Here is a 19,676-nt window from a genome sequence, read left to right on the forward strand (position 1 = left end):
GCGATCGCCACCACATTTGGTGGTACAAAAACTTTCAAAAGGATTTTTCCATATGGCAACCGTGAAGGTCGACAAGAGCAACTTCCAGGCTGACGTGCTTGACGCCAACGTACCGGTCGTCGTCGATTTCTGGGCGGAATGGTGCGGCCCCTGCAAGCAGATCGCTCCGGCGCTCGAAGACATCGCCACCGAACTCGGCGCCAAGGTCAAGATCGCCAAGCTGAACATCGACGAGAATCCCGAGCTTGCCGCCCAGTTCGGCGTGCGCTCGATCCCGACGCTGATGATCTTCAAGGGCGGCGAAATGGCCGACATGAAGGTGGGTGCGGCGCCGAAGACCGCGCTGTCGCACTGGATCAATGGCAACCTCGCCTGACCTGTCTGAAATTCCTGATATCAAGCCCGGCCTCGCGCCGGGCTTTTTGTTGGCGTCATTGGTAACAGGCTCTGGCCCTCACATCCGGGCGATCCATGTCTTCTGTTGGCAGCGCAAGCAGGGAGAAATGATATGACCGGATCCGCCAAGGCCACCGTCTTCATCGACAATGAGCGCGTCATCGTCACCGAATACCGCTTCCAGCCGGGCGACAATACCGGCTGGCATCGCCATGGCCATGACTATGTCGTGGTGCCGCTGATGGACGGCAAGGTGAAGCTGGTGACCAAGGATGGCGAGAACTTCGCCGAGATGAAGAAGGGCGCACCCTATTTCCGCAAGGAAGGCGTCGAGCACGACGTGATCAGCGCCAATGAGGGTGAATACGCCTTCATCGAGATCGAGCTGAAGTGATGGCGTGCCATCATCTGCCATCTTGATGGCAGGGGCAGGAAAGGCTATATCTTTTCAAAAGGGAGTTTGAAATGGCCGAACCCCAGCTTTCCGTCCGCAGCGCAAAAGCACGTGATCTTGCGCATCGACTCGCTCGTCGCGAAAACCGCTCAATAGCTGATATCGTCGAACGCGCGCTTGAATCCTATGAGATTCGCGAGGCCGGGCGAGAACCGGCATCCGCCTTCTACTCCCGCCTGACGGCAAGCGTTGGCGTCGACATCGATCTGGAAAAAATCATCCGGGAAAACCGCAAGGTCCATACAGGGCCGGAGCTTTGATTTTCGTCGACACCAATGTGATTTCTGAGAGCCTTGGAAAGGCGCCTGACGCGGCTGTCATGGCTTGGCTGGTTCGCAACGATACCGAACTGGCGCTTCCCACGGTGGCGATTGCCGAAATCGCTTTCGGTATCCAAAAGATACGACCTGACGAGCGTGCCGATCGCCTGGAGCAAGGTCTCTCCCAATGGCGCCATCGCTTTGCCGGTCGCATTTTTGGGCTGACGGAGGAGGCGGCTCTGGCTTATGGCGAGATTATGGGAACGGCGACGCGCAAGGGCCGGGGCATGTCGGCACCCGATGGCATGATTGCAGCGATAGCGCGCGTGAATGGCGGTCGGCTGGCAACGCGTAACCTGAACGACTTCGGCCCGGCCAACCTCGAGCTGATCTCACCTTGGGATTTCTAATGCATGTCGCCCAAAAGTGATCTCTGTTTTGGGAAGACGACATGCATAAAAACAATGGCCTAAAGCGGGTCACCTGAATCCGTTCAGACGCGACACGCGTTAGGGCGTTTCACCGTTTCACGGAAAAGGAGGAATGCTCTACCAATCGGCGATGCGGTCGCCGCCGGCGAACTGTGCGCTTTTGCCGGTGTATTCGAACAGCTCGATCTTCACGCCGTTGGGATCGCGGATCCACGCCTGGAAAGTGTCGTCGCAGGCGTGCTTCTTGGCCGTGACGTCGATGCCCTTCGATTTGATGTGATCGATCGCAGCATCGATGTTTTCCACCTCGAGGCAGAAATGGTTGATCTGGTTCTGCTCGGTGTAGGCCGTGCCGTCCTTCTGGAACACCTCGATGTGGCTGCGCCCGCCGCAATTGAGGTAGAACCCGAAAATCTTGCCGTCGCGCAGGAAATTGAACTGCGTATCCAGGCCCAGCACGTCGCGATAGAAGCTTCGCGTTGCCTCCAGGTCATGCGCGAAGATGCAGACGTGAGCGAGCTGCTTGACCTTGATCATGACGGGTTCCTCGCAACTCCGACCTCAGGTCGGCGGAGTGCCGTTCTCGGCCAGCACCGCGCCGGTCAGATACAACGAACCGCTGATCAGGATGCGTGGCGCCGGGCCGTCCCAGGTGTCGCGCAGCAGCATCAGCGCGCTGGCGACGGAACTCACCGGCTCGGCGGTCAGCCCGGCTTCCGTTGCGCGGATCGCCAGTTCGTCGTTAGGCACGCCGGCCTCGCTGAGGCTCACCGGCACCGTGTAGACATGCCGGGCGAGGCCCTTGAAGGCACGGAAATAGCCGCTCTGGTCCTTGGTGTTGATCATGCCCGAGATGAGGAACAGCGGACGCGGGTTCTTCTCTTCCTGCTCGGCCAACGCTTCGGCAACCACCACGCCGGCGCCCGGATTGTGGCCACCGTCGAGCCAGATGTCGGCGCCCTTGGGTGCCAGTTCGGCCAGCCGGCCCTGCATCAGCTTCTGCATGCGGCCGGGCCAGGCGACATTGATCATCGCCTTTTCGGCGGCGCGATGGCTGATCTCGAAACCGGCCGCCTTGACCGCGGCGATCGCCGCCGCCGCATTGGCGAACTGGTGGCGTCCGGGCAGCCTGGGCGGCGGCAGGTCCATCAAGCCGTCTTCGTCCTGGTAGACCATGCGGCCGTTTTCCTCGAAGGCAAGGAAATCCTGGCCGTAGACGAAGGTGGGGCATTCAAGCCGCTCGGCGGTTTCGATCAGCACCTGCAGCGCCGTCTCGCTCTCCTGCGCGCCGATGACCACCGGACAGCCGGGCTTGATGATGCCGGCCTTTTCGGCCGCGATCAGTTCGACACGGTCGCCGAGATAGGCCTCGTGGTCGAGCGACACCGGCATGATCACCGACACGGCGGGCTCCTTGACGACATTGGTCGCGTCGAAGCGGCCGCCGAGCCCGACCTCGATGATGGCGGCGTCGGCCTGGTGTTCGGAAAACAAGAGGAAGGTGACTGCGGTGAGAATCTCGAAGACGGTGATCTTCTCGCCCTCATTGGCCCTGGCGGCACGGGCAATAGCATCGGCGAAAACCCTGTCTTCGACCAGCCTGCCGCCGCCATCGGCGGCCAGCCGGTAACGCTCATGCCAGTTGACCAGATGCGGCGAGGTATGGACATGGACGCGGTAGTCCGCGGCCTCGAGCAGGGCGCGCGAAAAGGCGGCGCACGAGCCTTTGCCGTTGGTGCCGGCGATGTGGATGACCGGGGGCAGCCGATCCTGCGGATTGTCAAGCCGCTCCAGCAGCCGCGAAATGCGGTCGAGCGAAAGGTCGAAGCCTTTCGGATGAAGTGCCATCAGGGCTTCGATTTCGCGGTCGGCGGCAAGCGTCGTCATGGGTAGAATCCTAGCGCATGAGCCTGAAAACCAGAATCGTTTCGGATGGCCATGGCAATCAAAAGCTACAGCGCGCCGAAGCCCTCGTGCAATCGCGGTCGCGGCGCCTCGTGTCGCTTCAGGCTTGCGGCCGAGCTTCCGCGGCGACCGCCGCCGGCGGCAGGATTTCCGGCTCCAGCGGCTTTTGCTCCTCCGGCAGCTTGAGCAGCATCTTGAGCAGCCGCGATATGGTTTCGCGCAGCTCCAGCCGCGACACCACCATGTCGACCATGCCGTGCTCCATCAGATATTCGGAGCGCTGGAAGCCGTCGGGCAATTTCTCGCGGATCGTCTGTTCGATGACGCGCGGTCCGGCAAAGCCGATCAGCGCGCCGGGCTCGGCAATGTGCACGTCGCCCAGCATGGCGTAGGAGGCGGTCACGCCGCCCGTGGTCGGGTTGGTCAAAACGACGATATAGGGCAGGCCGGCTTCCTTCAGCCGGTCGACACCGATCGTTGTCCGCGGCAATTGCATCAGGGACAAAATACCTTCCTGCATGCGGGCGCCGCCGGAAGCGGCGAACAGGATCAGCGGCCGCTTGCGCTGCAGGGCCACTTCGAAGCCATGCACGATGGCGTCGCCGGCAGCCATGCCGAGCGAGCCGCCCATGAAGGCGAAGTCCTGCACCGTGACCACCACCGGCAGACCCTCGACGGTGCCCAGCGCATTGATGATCGCGTCCTCAAGGCCGGTCTTGGCCTTGGCGTCCTTCAACCGGTCGACATAGCGCTTCTCGTCGCGGAATTTCAGCGGATCCTGCATCACCTTGGGGTTGTCCAGGGTCTCGTATTTGCCGCCATCGAAGAAGAATCTCAGCCGCTCCTTGGCCGAAATCTTCATATGATGGCCGGACGAGGGAATGACGAACTGGTTGGATTCCAGGTCCTTGTGGAACACCATCTCGCCGGTCTCCGGATCCTTGATCCAGAGGTTCTCGGGCATGTCGGTGCGCCGGCCGAGCATCGAATTGATCTTCGGGCGAACGTAATTGGTGATCCAGTTCATCGCTTCGGCTCCTGTCCTGACGAAGAGTTAGTGCATGTCGCCTAAAAGTGGAAACCGGTTTTGGGATAACGACATGCGCAAAAGCTGAGGTAGGAGAACTATTCGGCAGCAGCAAGGCGGGCCGAACGCACGCCTTGCGCAAGGCCGCTGACCAGCGTGGCGACGGCTTCGGCCGGATCGGCGGTCTTTTCGCCCTTCGGTCCCAGCACATTGGCTACCGCATTGACGATCGCGGTGCCGACGACCACGCCGTCGGCATTGGCGCCGATCACCCGGGCCTGCTCGGCGGTCTTGACGCCGAAGCCGACGCAGACCGGCAGGTCGGTATGGCCCTTGATGCGCTTGACCGCCGCCGCCACCTTGCCGGTGTCGGCCAGCGCCGAGCCGGTGATGCCGGTCATCGAGACGTAATAGACGAAGCCCGACGTGTTCTGCAGCACCTTGGGCAGGCGCTTGTCGTCGGTGGTGGGTGTGGCCAGCCGGATGAAATTGATGCCGGCTTTCAGCGCCGGAATGCACAGTTCCTCGTCCATCTCCGGAGGCAGGTCGACGACGATCAGCCCGTCGATGCCGCTGGCGATCGCGTCCTTGAGGAAGCGGTCGACGCCATAGATGTAGATCGGATTGTAGTAGCCCATCAGCACGATCGGCGTCTCATTGTCGCCGGTCCGGAAGTCGGCTGCCATCTTCAGCGTCTTGACCAGCGTCTGGCCGCCTTTCAGCGCCCTGAGACCCGCCGCCTGGATTGCCGGGCCGTCGGCCATCGGATCGGAGAACGGCATGCCGAGCTCGATGATGTCGGCGCCAGCCTTGGGCAGTGCCTTCATGATCGACAAAGAGGTGTCGTAGTCCGGGTCGCCGCCCATGAAATAGGTGACGAGCGCCGGGCGGCCTTCGGCTTTCAGTTTTGCCATGCGGCGGTCGATGCGGGTCACCATGATCAGATCTCCATGCCCAGCATCGAAGCCACCGTGTGCACGTCCTTGTCGCCACGGCCGGACAGGTTGACGATGACGATCTGGTCCTTGTCCATGGCGGGCACGATCTTCACCGCATGCGCAATGGCATGCGCGGATTCCAGCGCCGGGATGATGCCTTCGACGCGCGTCGTCAGCTTGAAGGCCTCCAGCGCTTCGTCATCGAGGATCGGCACGTATTCAACGCGGCCTGAATCGCGCAGCCAGGAATGCTCCGGCCCGACGCCGGGATAGTCGAGGCCGGCCGAGATCGAATGCCCGTCCATGATCTGGCCGTCGGCGTTCTGCAGGAGATAGGTGCGGTTGCCATGCAGCACGCCCGGCGCGCCGGCATTCATCGAGGCGCAATGCTCGATGCCGTCGAGACCGCGTCCCCCGGCCTCGATGCCGATGATGCGAACCTCCTTGTCGTCGAGGAAAGGATGGAACAGGCCGATGGCGTTCGAACCGCCGCCGACAGCAGCGATGATGGTGTCGGGCAGCCGGCCTTCCTGCTCGAGGATCTGCGCCCGCGCTTCGATGCCGATCACCGATTGGAAGTCGCGCACCAGCTCCGGATAGGGATGCGGGCCGGCGGCGGTGCCGATCAGGTAATAGGTGTCCTCGACATTGGTCACCCAGTCGCGCAACGCCTCGTTCATGGCGTCCTTCAGCGTGCCGTGACCAGCGGTCACCGGCCGCACTTCGGCGCCCAGCAGCTTCATGCGGAAGACATTGGGGCTTTGCCGGACGACGTCGGTGGCGCCCATATAGACGACGCAGGGAAAGCCGAATCGGGCCGCAACCGTGGCTGAGGCCACGCCATGCTGGCCGGCACCGGTCTCGGCGATGATGCGCTTCTTGCCCATGCGCTTGGCCAGCAGGATCTGGCCGAGGCAATTGTTGATCTTGTGCGAACCGGTGTGGTTCAGATCCTCGCGCTTGAAATAGACCTTTGCGCCGCCCCCGATGCCCTTCGCCGAGGAAACCTCACGAAGATGCCTGGTCAGCCCCTCGGCGAAATAAAGCTTCGACGGCCGTCCGGCATAGTGGGTCGACAGGTCAGTCAGCTCGGCCCTGAAATCCGCATCGTTCTTGACCTCGTTCCAGTGCCGCTCCAGATCGAGGATCAGCGGCATCAGCGTTTCGGCAACGAAACGACCGCCGAAAATGCCGAACATGCCCTGTTCGTCGGGCCCAGTGCGGAAGGAATTGGGTGTCGCCGGCTTGTTCATCGCCGATCTCCTGGCTTGTCGTTTACAGCACGCTCAGGCTGCGCAGGTGTTCCGCGCGGCCCTGACGGCCCGGAAAAACTGTTCGATCAGCGCCGGATCCTTGATGCCCGGCGCGCTTTCCACGCCTGAGGAAATGTCTATTCCGGGCGGGTCGGCAAGCCGAAGGGCATCGCCGATATTGGCGGCGTTGAGCCCACCGGAAAGCATGTAATCGACGCTGCCGTCAAGGCCGGCGAGGATGTGCCAGTCGAAGGCCACACCATTGCCGCCCGGCAGCTCTGAGCCTTTCGGCGGCTTGGCGTCGAACAGGAACCGGTCGGCTATGCCGATGAACGGCTTTATCCGTTCGAGATCGGCGGCCTCGCTGAGCGGCAGCGCCTTCATCACCGGCAGGCCATAGCGGGCTTTGACCTCGGCGACGCGCTCGGGCGTTTCCGCACCATGCAGCTGCAGCATGTCAGGCTGCATTTTAGCAACGATTTCATCAAGGAAGGCGTCGCTGGTATCGACGGCGACGGCAACCGCCATCGCCTTGCCGCGCGCAGTCTCGCGCAGACGGCCAGCCTCGGCAGGTTCGACATAGCGCGGGCTTTTGGCGAAGAAGATAAACCCGACATGGCTGGCGCCGCCGGCCAGCGCCGCGGCCATTGCCCCGTCGGTCTTCAAGCCGCAGATCTTGATGTCGAGTGCCATGGCGCGGGAATTGGCATGAAAAGCGAAAAGAGTCGAGAAAAAGCGTGCTGTTTGCCGGCACGGCCAAAGGCGCTACCTATGGATGGACAGGAGCAAGGCGGGGAGAGCACGATCATGACCGACAGGACAATTGCCGAACTCAGGCAGAAGATAGCGCAGGCGCGCGAGGTCATCGCGCACCTGCTCGGCAAGGCTGCCTTCAATGGCGCCGAAGCGCACCGGGCGCTCGATTATTTCGGCGGCGATGAATTCGACGGCAATTTCCTGCCGTGGCCGCATCATGGCGATGAGGGGTTGCGGCCGGAAGAGCTTAATGCGGCGAATGACGACTGAATTTCGTCATCCTAGGGCGGAGCGACGCGAAGCGGAGCGCAGACCCTAGGATCCATGCCGTGACATCCACCGAAGGATGCGGCGGTGGAGAATGAACGCGTTGCTGAAAAGGTCGTTTTGTTCTGGCGGATATCCGAGACCTGCACCGTTGCGGCGCTCGTGCGTCACGGCATGGATCCCAGGGTCTGCGCCGCGTCGCTTCGCTCCTTGCTCCGCCCTAGGATGACGACGTTGGAGATAGCTTCGCCAATCTCCAACGGTCGCGCGAGTAGCCTACTGCGCTCGACGTGCCGCTCGGCTGCCGCCTACTCGAACATGATCGCCTGCAGCGCACCGCCATTGCGCTTCAGCCAGTCCTTGCAGCGATCGGTGTCGGGGCAGAGCTTTTCGCACAATTTCCAGAATTTCGGACCATGGTTCATCTCCTTGAGATGCGCCACTTCATGCGCCACAAGGTAGTTGATGACCGGCGACGGCGCCATCATGATGCGCCAGGAGAAGGACAGATTGCCTTCGGAGGTGCAGGAGCCCCAGCGGCTCGACGTGTCCTTGAAGCGGACGGCCTTGGCGCGTTTGCCCAACGCCTGGGTGTGCTTGAGCACCAGCTTCTCGATGTCCTTCTTGGCCTCGCGCTTGAGGAAGTCGGCGATGCGGCGCGGTAGGTGTATGCGATCGCCGTGCACGATCAGCAGCGGGCCGCGCTCATCGCTCGACACCGTCACGGTCCCGCGCTTTGATGGTTCATGGACGATGCGGTGCGCCACGCCGCGCACCGGGATCCTGATACCTGGCCGCACCTGCGGCCGCGTCGGCACCTTGGCCAGTCGCTGCTCCAGCCAGTCCTGGTGCCGCTCGAGGAACCTGTCCACCTCGCCGCGGCGCAGGCCTGGCGGCACGGTGATGCGCAGACCCTGGCCGCCTGAATCGATGCGCAGCGTCATTCGGCGCGCCCTGGCGCTCTCGACGATCTTGAGCGGCAGCGTGCGGCCGGCGACGCAATATTCGCGTTCCACGACAGGCGTGGGCTTGGGCTTTGTCAGATTGCGAAAGAAGCCGAGAGTCATGGCGGGACGATACGCGATTCGAGAAAAACGACTAGAACAAAAAAGAAACGGCGCCGCTCGCGCGACGCCGTCGTCATACCTTGGCCTGTCCTACAGCGCCGCGCGACCTCTGGGACGCGCAAAGGACGCTGTAGCACTCTAAGTTGGCGCATGATCCTTTCCGAAAACCGGTTCCGGTTTTCGGGGTCATGCGTCGGGCGTCAGTCGTCAAGCAGGTTCGAACCCTTGCCACGCTTGGTGGTCGTCGTTCCGGCGCCCGGATCGGCCTTCGTCGGAGCCGTCGACTTGTTGCGGTTGGCCATGAACCGGTCGAACTCGTCCTGGTCCTTGGCGCGGCGCAATTCGCGGGCATACTCGTCGAACTGGGTCAGCATCTCGTCGAGCTTGCGACGCTCTTCGTTCAGGCGCTCCAGTTCCTTTTCGCGCCAGTCGTCGAAAGCGACGTTGCCGGTGCGGGCGGAGCCATTGCCCCAGCGCGCGGCCTTGTCGGAACCGCGGCGGCATCCGGCGAAGATGCCGTCGGTCGCGCGGTTGACGTCACGCTTGAAGCCATCGAGGCGGTCGCCCCAAATGATGTAGGCGAGCATGGCGAAGCCGAGTGGCCAGAACACCATGAAACCCACAACCATCAACGCGATGGTTGCCGGCGTCCAGGCCGGACGGATCAATGCGGATGTGTTCATTTTCTCCCATTCCTTCGGTTGGAGACAGCCAAACCCGGCTGCGTGGAATCGAAATGGGAAGAGAAAAACGGCGATTCAAGACAATGTCCGCCAAATCCGGACAAGCATCTGAAATGATTATCGCTTTTTGATCATATCGAGGGAAAGCACGACCAACCCGGCAATCAGGCCCCAGAATGCGGCGCCAACGCCGAACAGCGTCAGGCCCGACGCGGTGACGACAAAGGTGACGGTGGCGGCCATGCGATCCGCCTCTTCCTTCAGCGCGATAGACAGCGCGTTGGCGAGCGACGCCATCAGCGCCAGGCCTGCCACCAGCACGATCAGGCTCTGCGGCAGCACCGCGAAGATCGCCACCAGCGAAGCGCCGAAAATAGCAAAGATGAGATAGGCGAGCGCATAGAACGGCCCGGTCTTCCAGCGCTCGGCGGGATCGGGGTGGACGTCCGGTCCGGTGCAGATCGCCGCCGAGATCGCCGCCAGATTGGTCGTCGAGCCGCCGAACGGCGCCGAGAGCAGCGAAAACAGGCCCGTGACACCGATCAGCGGGCCGGGCTCCGGGTGATAGCCGGCGGCGCGCAGCACGGCGAGGCCGGACAGGTTTTGCGACGCCATGGTGACGAGATAGAGCGGCAGTGCCAGGCCGATCACCGCCTTGGTGGTGAAGTCAGGCGCAATCAGCGTCAGCGTCGACAGTTCCGGTGTCGGCAGGCCACCGACACGGCCGGTGAGGAAAGCGGCGAGGCCACCGCCGATCAGAACCGCCAGCACCGACAGCGCCGGGTTGAACAGCCTGATAACGAAGAAGACGGCGATCAGCGGCAGGATCAGCCACGGGTCGATCGGAATGGTCTTCACCGCATTGAGCGCGAAGGTGACGACGATGCCGGCCAGCATGCCCGAGGCGACGGAGGGCGGTATCCTCGAGATCAGCTTGGTCAGGGGCCGAAACAGCCCTGTGGCGATCAGAAGGACGCCGGTGACGATGAAGGCGGCGACGGCCTCGCTCATCGAAAAGCCGCTCGATGCCGCGATCAGCGCCAGGCCCGGCGTCGACCAGGCGGTGATGACAGGCATTTTCGTGCGCCATGACAGCCACAGGCTCTCGATCGCCATGGCCAGGCAGATCGTCGTCACCCAGCTTGCCGTCTCGATCTGCGTCGCACCGACTGCGGTGGCGGCTGCGATGACGATGGCCAGCGTGCCGCCGAAGCCGACGATCGCCGCGACGAAGGCGGATATCGGGATGGAAAGGCGCATCAGTTTCCCCTCTGCGCCATCGCATCGACGGCCCGCACCAGCATGTCGAGATCTTGGGGTCGCGACAAGCGATGGTCGCCGTCGGGGATCAATGACAGTGTCACGTCGTCGGCGGGCAGCAAGCTGACCAGCTTCAGTGCGTGGCTTGCAGGCACGTCCGCATCGGCCAGGCCCTGCAGGATGTGCACCGGGCAATGGGTGTCGATCGGGCCTGTCATAACCCGGTTGTAGCGCCCGTCCTCGATCAGGGCGCGGGTGTAGATGTAGGGTTCCGTGGAATAGTCCGACGGCTCTTCGAAGAAACCTTTTTTGGCGAGATCGCGCTTCTGCGCCTTGGTCAGCACCGGTTCGACCAGGTCGGCGGTGAAATCCGGGGCTGGCGCCAGCAGCACCATGCCGGCGACGTTGCTATCGCCTGCCTTGCGCAATTCCTGCACCATGCGCAGCGCGATCCAGGCGCCCATCGAGGAGCCGACCAGGATCTGGCTGCCCCGGGTGAAATGCCGGAACACGGCAAGGCTCTGCGCAAGCCATGTCGAAATCGTGCCGTCGGCAAAGGCGCCGCCGGATTCGCCATGGCCAGAATAATCGTGGCGCAGGAAGGCGCGGCCTTCTTTCGCCGCCCAGTCCGTCAGCGTCTGCGCCTTCGTGCCCAGCATGTCCGACTTGTAGCCGCCGAGCCAGACGATGCCTGGCGCAGAGCCAGCAGTATGGCGCACCGCGATGCGCGATCCATCTACATCCAGAAAGATTGGGGGCGTAGCAGTCATGGCTTTTCCTCAACGCGGGTCTTGTGACACAGCCGGTGGCGTGGCGAAAAGTGCTCACGATGTTGTTTGTTTGGTGCAGAGCAGCGATCAGGGTGATTTTCTGTCAATGCTGTGCTATTGACTCCGCCCGCGCGCTCACCACATTGCGCGTCCACGCATCAACACTGACGAACCTGAACGAAACGGCCAAGGAGACCACGACCATTCGCAGACCTTTCAAAGCAGCGGCGCCGACCAAGGATGGCCCGCGCTCCAACCGTGACATCCGGGTTCCCCGGGTCCAGCTTATCGACGCCGATGGCCAGAACCGCGGCGATATTTCCATCAACGATGCGTTGCTGCTCGCCGAAGAGGCTGGGCTCGATCTCGTCGAGATATCGCCCAATGCGGTGCCCCCCGTCGTCAAGATCCTCGATCTCGGCAAGTTGAAATACGCCAACCAGAAGAAGGCGGCCGAGGCGCGCAAGAACCAGAAGGTCATCGAGATCAAGGAGATCAAGATGCGCCCGAACATCGACAGCCATGACTACGAGACCAAGATGAAGGCGGTTCGCCGCTTCTTCGAGGAAGGCGACAAGGTCAAGCTGACGCTGCGCTTCCGTGGCCGCGAGATGGCGCATATGGAACTCGGCATGCAGCTTCTGAACAAGGTCCGCGAGGAAGTGGCGACGATTGCCAAGGTCGAAGCGGAACCGAAGCTCGAAGGCCGCCAGATGATGATGGTGCTGTCGCCGCGCTAGAGCGATCCCCGTCAAAAGCAAAGGCCGCTTCGGCGGCTTTTGTTTTGTTTTGCCTCCGCCATGATTTCTCCGCAAGTTGCTTCGACAAGGATTCTGGTTGCCGGTCCTCGCGGCGAAAGGATTCTCCCATGACCGCTGCGGCACGTTCTACAAGTGAAATGGGTCGCTATCAGCGGCGCCGGCGCGTCCTGCTGGCGCTGCTAATCGGCGCTTTTTGCGCTTTGCTGATCTTCGGCGGCTCCCCGCACGATGAACTGACCCACGAACGCATAGAGGCGCACGGGATCGCCCTGATACTGATCGGAATCGGCGGCCGGCTCTGGTCGATCCTCTATATCGGCGGCCGCAAGTCGGCCGAAGTGGTTGCAACCGGCCCATATTCGGTGATGCGCAACCGCTATATTTTTTCTCCACCGTAGCGGCCGTCGGCATTGGCACTCAGACCGGCAGCGCGATCGTCGCGGTAGCGTCGGCGGTTTTGTGCGCGGCCGCGTTCCACATCGTCACGCTGCGCGAGGAACGGCATTTGACGACCGTGCTCGGGGCGCCGTACAAGGACTACGTTGCACGGGTGCCGCGTTTTTTTCCCAATCCCCGGCTTTATCGCGATCAGGCCGAGGTCACCTTCACACCGCGCATCTTCAATCACACGCTGCGCGACGGCTTGATGTTTCTGGTTTCCATACCGTTTTTCGAACTCATCGAGTCCGGACAGGAAAGCGGTGTAATTCCCGTCCTCTTCTGGCTGTATTGAGCTGCGGTAGGCAGTCAAAAGAGGCGACATGCATTAAATCCGCCTGAATTATCCTGCAAGCCGTCCCAACGATCGGCGGGGCCCTGTTTTCTTGGCCAGAAGCTGCGATCGCCGGCAAGTTTTTCGACGATCGGATTCCGCCATGGTCAATGAAATCAAGTCTGCGCCCGTCGAGGCACACGGGCTGGGCAACTACCAGCATATGCGCCGCATGGTGCTTGCGGTGCTGGTGGTGGTGCTGTTTCTGGCACTGCTGTTCGGCCAATCGACGTTTCCGCCTGAAACCTGGGTGCATGAGTCGATCGAAATGTTCGGCGTGCTGCTGATTTTCCTCGGCATCGTCGGGCGCCTTTGGGCGACGCTCTACATAGGCGGGCGCAAATCTTCCGAGGTGGTGACCGGCGGGCCTTACTCGATCACCCGCAACCCACTTTATGTGTTCTCGACCGTGGCCGCGGCGGGCGTCGGCGCCCAGATCGGCTCGTTCTCCGGCATCATCCTCTTTGCGCTGCTGTGCGCGGGTGCCTTCCACATCGTCATCCTGCGCGAAGAGAAGTTCCTCAAGGAAGCGCTCGGCGCGCCGTACCAGGCCTATCTGGAGAAGGTGCCGCGCTTCTTCCCGAAGCTGTCGCTCTACCAGGAGGGCGATACGGGCAGCTTCAAGCCCCGCCTGTTGCTGACCACGCTGCTCGACGGCCTGGTCTTCCTCGTCGCCCTGCCGGCCTTCGAGCTGATAGACGGAGCCCAGCTGTCAGGCATGTTGCCGGTCTGGTTCACGCTGCCCTGACCAAGGACACAGCGCCGCATCTCCACAGGTGTTGCACGCGGGCCGTCTTTGACGTATAGCACCGCCGTTCAAGAAAACCGCCCGGCAGGGCATGCCGTGGCGGTTTCATTTGCTTTTCGGGCTTTGGTCGGCCCGAAGCGAACAAGAAGCGCGATAGTGCGCCAACAATACGGAGTAGCAAAATGCCCAAGATGAAGACCAAATCGGCCGCCAAGAAGCGGTTCAAGATCACAGGTACGGGTAAAGTCCTGTCGGCTGCGGCCGGCAAGCGTCACGGCATGATCAAGCGTTCCAACAAGTTCATTCGAAATGCCCGCGGCACGATGGTTCTGGCTGAACCGGATGGCAAGAAGGTCATCAAGAATTTTCTGCCGAACGGTCTCTAGGGAATGATGCCAAAAAAGTTGCAGACTTTTTGGAAAACATCATTCGCCAAAATAAGATCATTCGGTCCGGACACGCATTTGTTTTACGCAATTCCGAACGGAAAACCGCAAGGCACTTTTTCTGGAATTGCTTTTAAGGAGATCATGACATGGCACGCGTAAAAAGAGGCGTCACTTCGCACGCCAAGCACAAGAAGGTCCTGAAAGCCGCCAAAGGCTTCTACGGCCGCCGCAAGAACACCATCCGCATCGCCAAGCAGGCGGTGGAAAAGTCGATGCAGTACGCGTATCGCGACCGCAAGAACCGCAAGCGCTCGTTCCGCGCGCTGTGGATCCAGCGCATCAACGCCGCGACGCACGAGCATGGCCTGACCTATGGCCGCTTCATCGACGGCCTCAACAAGTCGGGCATCGAGATCGACCGCAAGATCCTGTCGGACATGGCCATCCATGAGCCGCAGGCTTTCGCAGCCCTGGTCGCCAAGGCCAAGGTGGCGCTCGAATATCTGAAGAACACCACGCCGAACGCTTTTGAAAGCGCTGTCGCCTAAGACCAGCGCTTCCCAAGCATTCGCAATTCTGATTTGGGGAACCCGCGCTGGCACGGCTGGCGCGGGTTTTTCTTTTGCCTGAACTTTCAACTTAAAAGTGACTTTCACTTTGAGCTGATTTCCAACGTAGCGAGTTTGACCGTGAACGACGCAACCACTGGCCTGGATACGCTTGAAAACTCACTTCTGGCCGAAATCGCCTCGGCCGCCGATGAGCCGGCCATCGAGGCCGTGCGCATCGCTGCTTTCGGCAAGAAGGGCGCCGTGTCCGAGATGCTGAAGACCCTTGGCGCCATGACCGCTGAGGAGCGTCAGGTCAAAGGCCCCGCAATCAACGGACTCAAGAACCGCGTCACAGATGCGCTGACGGTGCGCAAGGCCGAGTTGAAAGATGTGGCGATCACCGCCCGCCTCGCCGCCGAAAGGGTCGATGTGACGCTGCCGGTGCGGCAGTCGCCGGCCGAGCGCGGCCGTATCCACCCGATCAGCCAGGTCATCGATGAGATCGCGGCGATCTTCGGCGACCTCGGGTTTTCCATCGCGGAAGGTCCCGATATCGAGACCGATTACTACAATTTCACTGCGCTGAATTTCCCCGAAGGCCATCCGGCGCGCGAGATGCACGACACCTTCTTCTTCCAGCCGGACGAGAAGGGCGAGCGCAAGCTTCTGCGCACCCACACTTCGCCGGTGCAGATCCGCACCATGGAGACGAAGAAGCCGCCGATCCGCATCGTCATTCCGGGCAAGACCTACCGCCAGGATTCGGACGCCACTCACTCGCCGATGTTCCATCAGGTCGAGGGGCTGGTGATCGACAAGACGGCCAACGTCGCCAACATGAAGTGGGTGCTGGAGGAGTTCTGCAAGGCCTTCTTCGAGGTGCCGCAGGTCAAGATGCGCTTCCGGCCGTCCTTCTTCCCGTTCACCGAGCCGAGCCTCGAGGTCGACATCCAGTGCGACCGCTCCAGGCCCGGCGAAGTGCGCTTCGGCGAAGGCTCCGACTGGATGGAGATCCTCGGCTGCGGCATGGTCCATCCCAACGTGCTGCGCCATGGCGGGCTTGATCCGGACGAATATCAGGGCTTTGCCTGGGGCATGGGCATCGACCGCATCGCCATGCTGAAATATGGCATGCCGGACCTGCGCGCCTTCTTCGACGCGGACGTCCGCTGGCTGTCGCATTACGGCTTCAGGCCGCTCGACATGCCGACGTTGTTCGGAGGCCTGAGCGCATGACAGCGCCCTACGCCGGCGGCTGCCGCTGCGGCGCCGTGCGGTTCGAAGCTTCCGTCGAACCGCATCACGTCAGCTATTGCCATTGCGGCGATTGCCGGCGGGCCAGCGGCGCGCCGGTGTCGGCCTTTGTCGGCTTCCTGGTCGATCAGGTCGCGTTCACCGGCAAGGCGCTGAAGATGTATGAGAACGGCCCGGTGACGCGCTCGTTCTGCGGCACTTGCGGCTCGCCCATCGCCTATGTCGACGAGCGGCTGGAAGACGACATCTACTTCATGCTCGGCGCCATGGACATGCCGGCCGATTTTGAGCCGACGCAGCATGCCTATGTCGGCGAACAGCTTGCCTTCCTGCATATATCCGACGACCTGCCGAGACATCTGAAAACAAGCGTCAAAAGACCAGACGGAACAGTCCCATGAAATTCACCCTCTCCTGGCTCAAGGACCACCTAGAGACCGACGCCACGCTCGACGAGATCGTCGAGCGACTGACCTCGATCGGCCTCGAAGTCGAGCATGTCGACGACAAGTCGAGCCTGAAGCCCTTCGTCATCGCCAGGGTGCTGACGGCGGTCCAGCATCCCGATGCCGACCGGCTGCGCGTGCTGACCGTCGATACGGGCGACGGCAAGTCACCCGTGCAGGTCGTCTGCGGCGCGCCAAACGCCCGCGCTGGCCTGATCGGCGCCTTTGCTGCGCCCGGCACCTATGTGCCCGGCATCGACGTGACGCTGGCGGTCGGCAAGATCAGGGGGGTCGAGAGCCACGGCATGATGTGTTCCGAGCGCGAGCTGGAACTGTCAGACGAACACAACGGCATCATCGACCTGCCCGAGGATGCGCCGGTCGGCACCAGCTTCGCCGCTTATGCGCATATCGACGATCCGGTCATCGAGATCAATTTGACGCCGAACCGGCCGGACGCCACCAGCGTCTATGGCGTCGCCAGGGATCTGGCGGCGAGCGGGCTTGGCCGCCTCGTCGGCGGCGCCATCATGCCGCATGTCGGCAACGGCATGTGTCCGGTCAAGGTAACGATCGAAGCGCCGGAGCTTTGCCCTGGCTTCGCGCTCAACCTGGTCAAGGGCGTCAAGAATGGGCCGTCGCCGAAATGGCTGCAGCAGCGGCTGATCGCCATTGGCCTGAGACCCATCAGCGCGCTGGTCGACATCACCAATTACGTCACCTTCGACCGCGGCCGCCCGCTGCATGTGTTCGACGCCAGCAAGGTTGCCGGCAATCTCGTCGTGCGCCGCGCGCGCGATGGTGAAAAGGTGCAGGCGCTCGACGGCCGCGAATACACGCTGACGCCGGAAATGTGTGTCATCGCTGATGACAATGGCGTCGAGTCCATCGCCGGCATCATGGGCGGCGAGCATTCGGGCTGCGACGAGAACACGACCGACGTGCTGATCGAATCCGCCCTTTGGGATCCGATCACCACGGCGCGCACCGGCCGCACGCTCGGCATCATCACCGACGCGCGCTACCGCTTCGAGCGCGGCGTGGACCCCGAATTCATGGTTCCCGGCGTCGAGTTGGCAACGAAACTGGTGCTCGATTTCTGCGGCGGCACGCCGACCGAAATGGAAGTCGTCGGTTATGCCGACTATCAGCCGAAGATCGTTTCCTTCCCGCTGGCGGAAGTGAAGCGGCTGACCGGCATCGAGGTCGACGAGGATGAGAGCCTATCTATCCTTGAGCGCCTGGGTTTCAGTGCAGAGCCAACCTATCGACCCCATGCCAACTATGTTGCTCCGCCGCCCGGCACACGAGATTTCTCGTCTCAAGAAAAGATATCGGGCGTCTTCGACGTCGCCGTGCCGTCCTGGCGCCCCGACGTCGATGGCAAGGCAGATCTGGTCGAGGAAGTCATGCGCATCCACGGCGTCGACAACATCGCGCCGCAGCCGCTCGGTGCGCATGACGCGGTCAACGCCAGGATACTCACCACGCTGCAGGTCCGTACCCGCACCGCCAAGCGCGCGCTTGCCGTGCGCGGCATGATGGAAGCCGTCACCTGGTCGTTCATTCCGGCCAAGCATGCCGAGCTGTTCGGCGGTGGCCAGACCGCGCTGAAGCTCGCCAACCCGATCGCCGCCGACATGTCCGACATGCGGCCGTCGCTGCTGCCCGGGCTGATCGCCGCTGCACAGCGCAATGCCGACAAGGGTATTGGCGACGTGGCGCTGTTCGAAGTGTCGGGCACCTATGAGGGCGACGGCGCCGACCAACAGCGGCGCGTCGCCGCCGGTGTGCGTCGCGGCACCGCCAAGCTCGACGGCTCCGGCCGCAACTGGGCCGGCAATTCGGGTGCGGTCGGCGTGTTCGACGCCAAGGCCGACGCGATCGCCGCGCTCGAAGCCTGCGGTGCGCCGGTCGAGCGGCTGCAGATCGAGGCCGGCGGTCCAGCCTGGTACCATCCCGGCCGTTCCGGCACCATCAAGCTCGGCCCGAAAACCGTGCTCGGCACCTTTGGCGAATTCCACCCGAAGACGCTGGAGGGGCTCGATGTTTCCGGGCCGCTGTGCGGCTTCGAGGTGTTCGTCGATGCGGTGCCCGAACCGAAGGCCAAGCCGACGAAAACCAAGCCGAAACTGGAACTGTCCCCCTTCCAGGCGGTCAAGCGCGACTTCGCTTTCGTCGTCGACAAAACGGTCGAGGCCGGCACGCTGGTCCGCGCGGCGCTCGCCGCCGACAAGAAGCTCATCACGGGCGTTTCGGTCTTCGACATCTTCGAAGGCGCTTCGCTCGGCGAGGGCAGGAAGTCTATTGCCATCGAAGTGTCGATCCAGCCGGTCGAAAAGACGCTGACCGACGAGGATTTCGAGGCACTGGCCAAGCGTATCGTCGAGAATGTCGGCAAGCAGACGGGCGGCGTTCTGCGCGGCTAAGACTTGCGAGCAGATGGCGAATCGCCCTCCAAAGGGCGATGGACCATCTGCGGTATTCCGGACTTCCTTTCGAAGAACAGCGCGCGGCGTTTCTCGCCATCGTGCCTGCCGACCCGCTGGTCCGCGACGCGCTGGCGCGGGCTCGCACGCTCGACCTGCCGGGCTGGCTGGTGGTGTCCGGCGCGCTCTACAACAGTGTCTGGAACCACCTGACCGGCAAGCCTTCGGGTTACGGCATCAAGGACGTTGATCTCTTCTACTTCGATGACAGCGACCTGTCCTACGAGGCCGAGGACGCGGTGATCCGCCGGGCGGCGCGGCATTTCGAGGGGCTAGCGTTGCCGGTCGAGGTGCGCAACCAGGCGCGGGTGCATCTATGGTATCCGCAGAAGTTCTGCCAACCCTGCCCGCGCTATTCGAGCGCCAGCGAATCCGTCAGCTATTTTGCGTCGAAGACCCATGCGGTGGGTGTGCGATACGATGCGGATGGGCAGCTCGAGATCGTGGCTCCATTTGGTCTTGACGATATTTTTTCGTTCCGCATCACACCGAACCGGGTGATGGACAATCAGCGCACGCATGAGGTGAAGGGCAGACGCGCCCAGGAGTATTGGCCGGAGACCACTGTCGTGCCTTGGTAGGGAGTTGCCGGAATGTTGGCGCGAGGCACCCCCCTCTGGCCTGCCGGCCATCTCCCCCGCAAGGAGGGAGATTGGCAACTTCATCGGCGGCACCCTTCTTGCAACGTTGGTGATTGGCGAAAGCCGGCGTGACATCCGATCTCCCCCCTTGCGGGGGAGATGTCCGGCAGGACAGAGGGGGGTGCCTCGCGCCAACGTCACGCAACCTTCTGCACCAT

25 protein-coding genes are annotated in these 19,676 nt (G+C 62.3%); 15 read left to right on the forward strand and 10 right to left on the reverse strand.

Annotated elements, in window-relative coordinates; genetic code table 11:
- The first annotated feature begins 52 nt into the window (after positions 1 to 52).
- The 4 genes from trxA (at position 53) to NKJ11_RS23435 (ending at position 1,520) form a co-directional block, all read left to right on the forward strand.
- Positions 53 to 376, forward strand: coding sequence for a thioredoxin (gene trxA, locus NKJ11_RS23420; RefSeq protein ID WP_023810623.1), 324 nt, complete (start codon positions 53 to 55; stop codon positions 374 to 376).
- Between the two features lie 132 nt (positions 377 to 508).
- Positions 509 to 790: a cupin domain-containing protein gene (locus tag NKJ11_RS23425; protein WP_023810622.1), complete on the forward strand. Its 282-nt coding sequence runs from the start codon at positions 509 to 511 to the stop codon at positions 788 to 790.
- Positions 791 to 861: 71 nt separating this feature from the next.
- Positions 862 to 1,110 carry a plasmid stabilization protein gene (locus tag NKJ11_RS23430; RefSeq protein ID WP_352440513.1) on the forward strand — a complete coding sequence of 83 codons (249 nt, stop codon included), beginning with the start codon at positions 862 to 864 and terminating at the stop codon, positions 1,108 to 1,110.
- Positions 1,107 to 1,520: a type II toxin-antitoxin system VapC family toxin gene (locus NKJ11_RS23435; protein ID WP_352440512.1), complete on the forward strand. Its 414-nt coding sequence runs from the start codon at positions 1,107 to 1,109 to the stop codon at positions 1,518 to 1,520. Before NKJ11_RS23430 ends, NKJ11_RS23435 begins: the two co-directional genes overlap by 4 nt.
- A 138-nt stretch (positions 1,521 to 1,658) precedes the next feature.
- Here NKJ11_RS23435 and NKJ11_RS23440 read toward each other — a convergent pair whose 3' ends face one another.
- From NKJ11_RS23440 to NKJ11_RS23465, 6 genes are all read right to left on the reverse strand, one after another.
- Entirely contained in the window at positions 1,659 to 2,078 is a 420-nt protein-coding gene (locus NKJ11_RS23440; protein WP_023810619.1) for a VOC family protein, read from the reverse strand.
- A gap of 24 nt (positions 2,079 to 2,102) precedes the next feature.
- Positions 2,103 to 3,428 carry a bifunctional folylpolyglutamate synthase/dihydrofolate synthase gene (locus NKJ11_RS23445; protein ID WP_352440510.1) on the reverse strand — a complete coding sequence of 442 codons (1,326 nt, stop codon included), beginning with the start codon at positions 3,426 to 3,428 and terminating at the stop codon, positions 2,103 to 2,105.
- A 118-nt stretch (positions 3,429 to 3,546) separates the two neighbouring features.
- Entirely contained in the window at positions 3,547 to 4,473 is a 927-nt protein-coding gene (gene accD, locus NKJ11_RS23450; protein WP_023810617.1) for an acetyl-CoA carboxylase, carboxyltransferase subunit beta, read from the reverse strand.
- 98 nt (positions 4,474 to 4,571) lie between these two features.
- Positions 4,572 to 5,411: a tryptophan synthase subunit alpha gene (gene trpA / locus NKJ11_RS23455; RefSeq protein WP_352611037.1), complete on the reverse strand. Its 840-nt coding sequence runs from the start codon at positions 5,409 to 5,411 to the stop codon at positions 4,572 to 4,574.
- Between the two features lie 2 nt (positions 5,412 to 5,413).
- Positions 5,414 to 6,664 (reverse strand): tryptophan synthase subunit beta, encoded by a 1,251-nt coding sequence (trpB, locus tag NKJ11_RS23460; protein ID WP_352611038.1) that lies wholly within the window; start codon positions 6,662 to 6,664, stop codon positions 5,414 to 5,416.
- A gap of 33 nt (positions 6,665 to 6,697) precedes the next feature.
- Positions 6,698 to 7,357: a phosphoribosylanthranilate isomerase gene (locus NKJ11_RS23465; protein WP_352611039.1), complete on the reverse strand. Its 660-nt coding sequence runs from the start codon at positions 7,355 to 7,357 to the stop codon at positions 6,698 to 6,700.
- Positions 7,358 to 7,471: 114 nt separating this feature from the next.
- Here NKJ11_RS23465 and NKJ11_RS23470 point away from each other — a divergent pair, with 114 nt between their 5' ends.
- Positions 7,472 to 7,690, forward strand: coding sequence for a hypothetical protein (locus NKJ11_RS23470; RefSeq protein ID WP_352611040.1), 219 nt, complete (start codon positions 7,472 to 7,474; stop codon positions 7,688 to 7,690).
- Between the two features lie 305 nt (positions 7,691 to 7,995).
- Here NKJ11_RS23470 and NKJ11_RS23475 read toward each other — a convergent pair whose 3' ends face one another.
- The 4 genes from NKJ11_RS23475 to NKJ11_RS23490 form a co-directional block, all read right to left on the reverse strand.
- Positions 7,996 to 8,754, reverse strand: coding sequence for a M48 family metallopeptidase (locus NKJ11_RS23475; RefSeq protein WP_352611041.1), 759 nt, complete (start codon positions 8,752 to 8,754; stop codon positions 7,996 to 7,998).
- A gap of 200 nt (positions 8,755 to 8,954) precedes the next feature.
- The gene (locus tag NKJ11_RS23480) at positions 8,955 to 9,437 is read right to left on the reverse strand and encodes a DUF2852 domain-containing protein (RefSeq protein WP_352440507.1); all 483 of its coding nucleotides are present in this window, start codon (positions 9,435 to 9,437) and stop codon (positions 8,955 to 8,957) included.
- Between the two features lie 117 nt (positions 9,438 to 9,554).
- Positions 9,555 to 10,697: a benzoate/H(+) symporter BenE family transporter gene (locus NKJ11_RS23485; RefSeq protein WP_023810610.1), complete on the reverse strand. Its 1,143-nt coding sequence runs from the start codon at positions 10,695 to 10,697 to the stop codon at positions 9,555 to 9,557.
- A complete protein-coding gene (locus NKJ11_RS23490; protein ID WP_023810609.1) occupies positions 10,697 to 11,467 on the reverse strand; it encodes an alpha/beta hydrolase in 771 nt (256 codons plus the stop codon). Before NKJ11_RS23490 ends, NKJ11_RS23485 begins: the two co-directional genes overlap by 1 nt.
- Positions 11,468 to 11,670: 203 nt before the next feature.
- Here NKJ11_RS23490 and infC point away from each other — a divergent pair, with 203 nt between their 5' ends.
- From infC to NKJ11_RS23540, 10 genes are all read left to right on the forward strand, one after another.
- On the forward strand, positions 11,671 to 12,207 hold the full coding sequence (infC, locus tag NKJ11_RS23495) for a translation initiation factor IF-3 (protein ID WP_023810608.1): 537 nt from the start codon (positions 11,671 to 11,673) through the stop codon (positions 12,205 to 12,207).
- A gap of 128 nt (positions 12,208 to 12,335) precedes the next feature.
- Positions 12,336 to 12,626, forward strand: a complete 291-nt coding sequence (locus tag NKJ11_RS23500; protein WP_352794340.1) for a hypothetical protein — start codon at positions 12,336 to 12,338, stop codon at positions 12,624 to 12,626.
- Positions 12,627 to 12,733: 107 nt separating this feature from the next.
- On the forward strand, positions 12,734 to 12,961 hold the full coding sequence (locus NKJ11_RS23505) for a hypothetical protein (protein WP_352794342.1): 228 nt from the start codon (positions 12,734 to 12,736) through the stop codon (positions 12,959 to 12,961).
- 142 nt (positions 12,962 to 13,103) lie between these two features.
- Entirely contained in the window at positions 13,104 to 13,748 is a 645-nt protein-coding gene (locus NKJ11_RS23510; RefSeq protein ID WP_023810606.1) for a methyltransferase family protein, read from the forward strand.
- Between the two features lie 182 nt (positions 13,749 to 13,930).
- Positions 13,931 to 14,134 carry a 50S ribosomal protein L35 gene (gene rpmI, locus NKJ11_RS23515; RefSeq protein WP_006201248.1) on the forward strand — a complete coding sequence of 68 codons (204 nt, stop codon included), beginning with the start codon at positions 13,931 to 13,933 and terminating at the stop codon, positions 14,132 to 14,134.
- A 149-nt stretch (positions 14,135 to 14,283) separates the two neighbouring features.
- Complete coding sequence (rplT, locus tag NKJ11_RS23520; protein ID WP_023672281.1) at positions 14,284 to 14,685, forward strand: 50S ribosomal protein L20; 402 nt, start codon at positions 14,284 to 14,286, stop codon at positions 14,683 to 14,685.
- Between the two features lie 141 nt (positions 14,686 to 14,826).
- Positions 14,827 to 15,924, forward strand: coding sequence for a phenylalanine--tRNA ligase subunit alpha (gene pheS, locus NKJ11_RS23525; protein WP_352554632.1), 1,098 nt, complete (start codon positions 14,827 to 14,829; stop codon positions 15,922 to 15,924).
- Positions 15,921 to 16,343, forward strand: a complete 423-nt coding sequence (locus NKJ11_RS23530) for a GFA family protein (RefSeq protein WP_352773865.1) — start codon at positions 15,921 to 15,923, stop codon at positions 16,341 to 16,343. The genes pheS and NKJ11_RS23530 overlap by 4 nt, the downstream gene beginning before the upstream one ends.
- The gene (pheT, locus tag NKJ11_RS23535) at positions 16,340 to 18,817 is read left to right on the forward strand and encodes a phenylalanine--tRNA ligase subunit beta (RefSeq protein ID WP_352794344.1); all 2,478 of its coding nucleotides are present in this window, start codon (positions 16,340 to 16,342) and stop codon (positions 18,815 to 18,817) included. The genes NKJ11_RS23530 and pheT overlap by 4 nt, the downstream gene beginning before the upstream one ends.
- Before the next feature lie 38 nt (positions 18,818 to 18,855).
- On the forward strand, positions 18,856 to 19,458 hold the full coding sequence (locus tag NKJ11_RS23540) for a nucleotidyltransferase family protein (protein WP_352611044.1): 603 nt from the start codon (positions 18,856 to 18,858) through the stop codon (positions 19,456 to 19,458).
- Positions 19,459 to 19,676 lie beyond the last annotated feature (218 nt).

It is taken from the genome of Mesorhizobium sp. M0243 (genome assembly GCF_040321775.1).
Taxonomy (GTDB): Bacteria; Pseudomonadota; Alphaproteobacteria; order Rhizobiales; family Rhizobiaceae; genus Mesorhizobium.

Bases quoted from the DNA above. Each gene is read 5' to 3' on its own strand.
- trxA (WP_023810623.1), top strand. From the start codon at position 53: ATGGCAACCGTGAAGGTCGACAAGAGCAACTTCCAGGCTGACGTGCTT.
- NKJ11_RS23425 (WP_023810622.1), top strand. From the start codon at position 509: ATGACCGGATCCGCCAAGGCCACCGTCTTCATCGACAATGAGCGCGTC.
- NKJ11_RS23430 (WP_352440513.1), top strand. From the start codon at position 862: ATGGCCGAACCCCAGCTTTCCGTCCGCAGCGCAAAAGCACGTGATCTT.
- NKJ11_RS23440 (WP_023810619.1), bottom strand. From the start codon at position 2,078: ATGATCAAGGTCAAGCAGCTCGCTCACGTCTGCATCTTCGCGCATGAC.
- NKJ11_RS23445 (WP_352440510.1), bottom strand. From the start codon at position 3,428: ATGACGACGCTTGCCGCCGACCGCGAAATCGAAGCCCTGATGGCACTT.
- accD (WP_023810617.1), bottom strand. From the start codon at position 4,473: ATGAACTGGATCACCAATTACGTTCGCCCGAAGATCAATTCGATGCTC.
- trpA (WP_352611037.1), bottom strand. From the start codon at position 5,411: ATGGTGACCCGCATCGACCGCCGCATGGCAAAACTGAAAGCCGAAGGC.
- trpB (WP_352611038.1), bottom strand. From the start codon at position 6,664: ATGAACAAGCCGGCGACACCCAATTCCTTCCGCACTGGGCCCGACGAA.
- NKJ11_RS23465 (WP_352611039.1), bottom strand. From the start codon at position 7,357: ATGGCACTCGACATCAAGATCTGCGGCTTGAAGACCGACGGGGCAATG.
- NKJ11_RS23470 (WP_352611040.1), top strand. From the start codon at position 7,472: ATGACCGACAGGACAATTGCCGAACTCAGGCAGAAGATAGCGCAGGCG.
- NKJ11_RS23475 (WP_352611041.1), bottom strand. From the start codon at position 8,754: ATGACTCTCGGCTTCTTTCGCAATCTGACAAAGCCCAAGCCCACGCCT.
- NKJ11_RS23480 (WP_352440507.1), bottom strand. From the start codon at position 9,437: ATGAACACATCCGCATTGATCCGTCCGGCCTGGACGCCGGCAACCATC.
- NKJ11_RS23485 (WP_023810610.1), bottom strand. From the start codon at position 10,697: ATGCGCCTTTCCATCCCGATATCCGCCTTCGTCGCGGCGATCGTCGGC.
- NKJ11_RS23490 (WP_023810609.1), bottom strand. From the start codon at position 11,467: ATGACTGCTACGCCCCCAATCTTTCTGGATGTAGATGGATCGCGCATC.
- NKJ11_RS23500 (WP_352794340.1), top strand. From the start codon at position 12,336: ATGACCGCTGCGGCACGTTCTACAAGTGAAATGGGTCGCTATCAGCGG.
- NKJ11_RS23510 (WP_023810606.1), top strand. From the start codon at position 13,104: ATGGTCAATGAAATCAAGTCTGCGCCCGTCGAGGCACACGGGCTGGGC.
- rpmI (WP_006201248.1), top strand. From the start codon at position 13,931: ATGCCCAAGATGAAGACCAAATCGGCCGCCAAGAAGCGGTTCAAGATC.
- rplT (WP_023672281.1), top strand. From the start codon at position 14,284: ATGGCACGCGTAAAAAGAGGCGTCACTTCGCACGCCAAGCACAAGAAG.
- NKJ11_RS23530 (WP_352773865.1), top strand. From the start codon at position 15,921: ATGACAGCGCCCTACGCCGGCGGCTGCCGCTGCGGCGCCGTGCGGTTC.
- pheT (WP_352794344.1), top strand. From the start codon at position 16,340: ATGAAATTCACCCTCTCCTGGCTCAAGGACCACCTAGAGACCGACGCC.
- NKJ11_RS23540 (WP_352611044.1), top strand. From the start codon at position 18,856: ATGGACCATCTGCGGTATTCCGGACTTCCTTTCGAAGAACAGCGCGCG.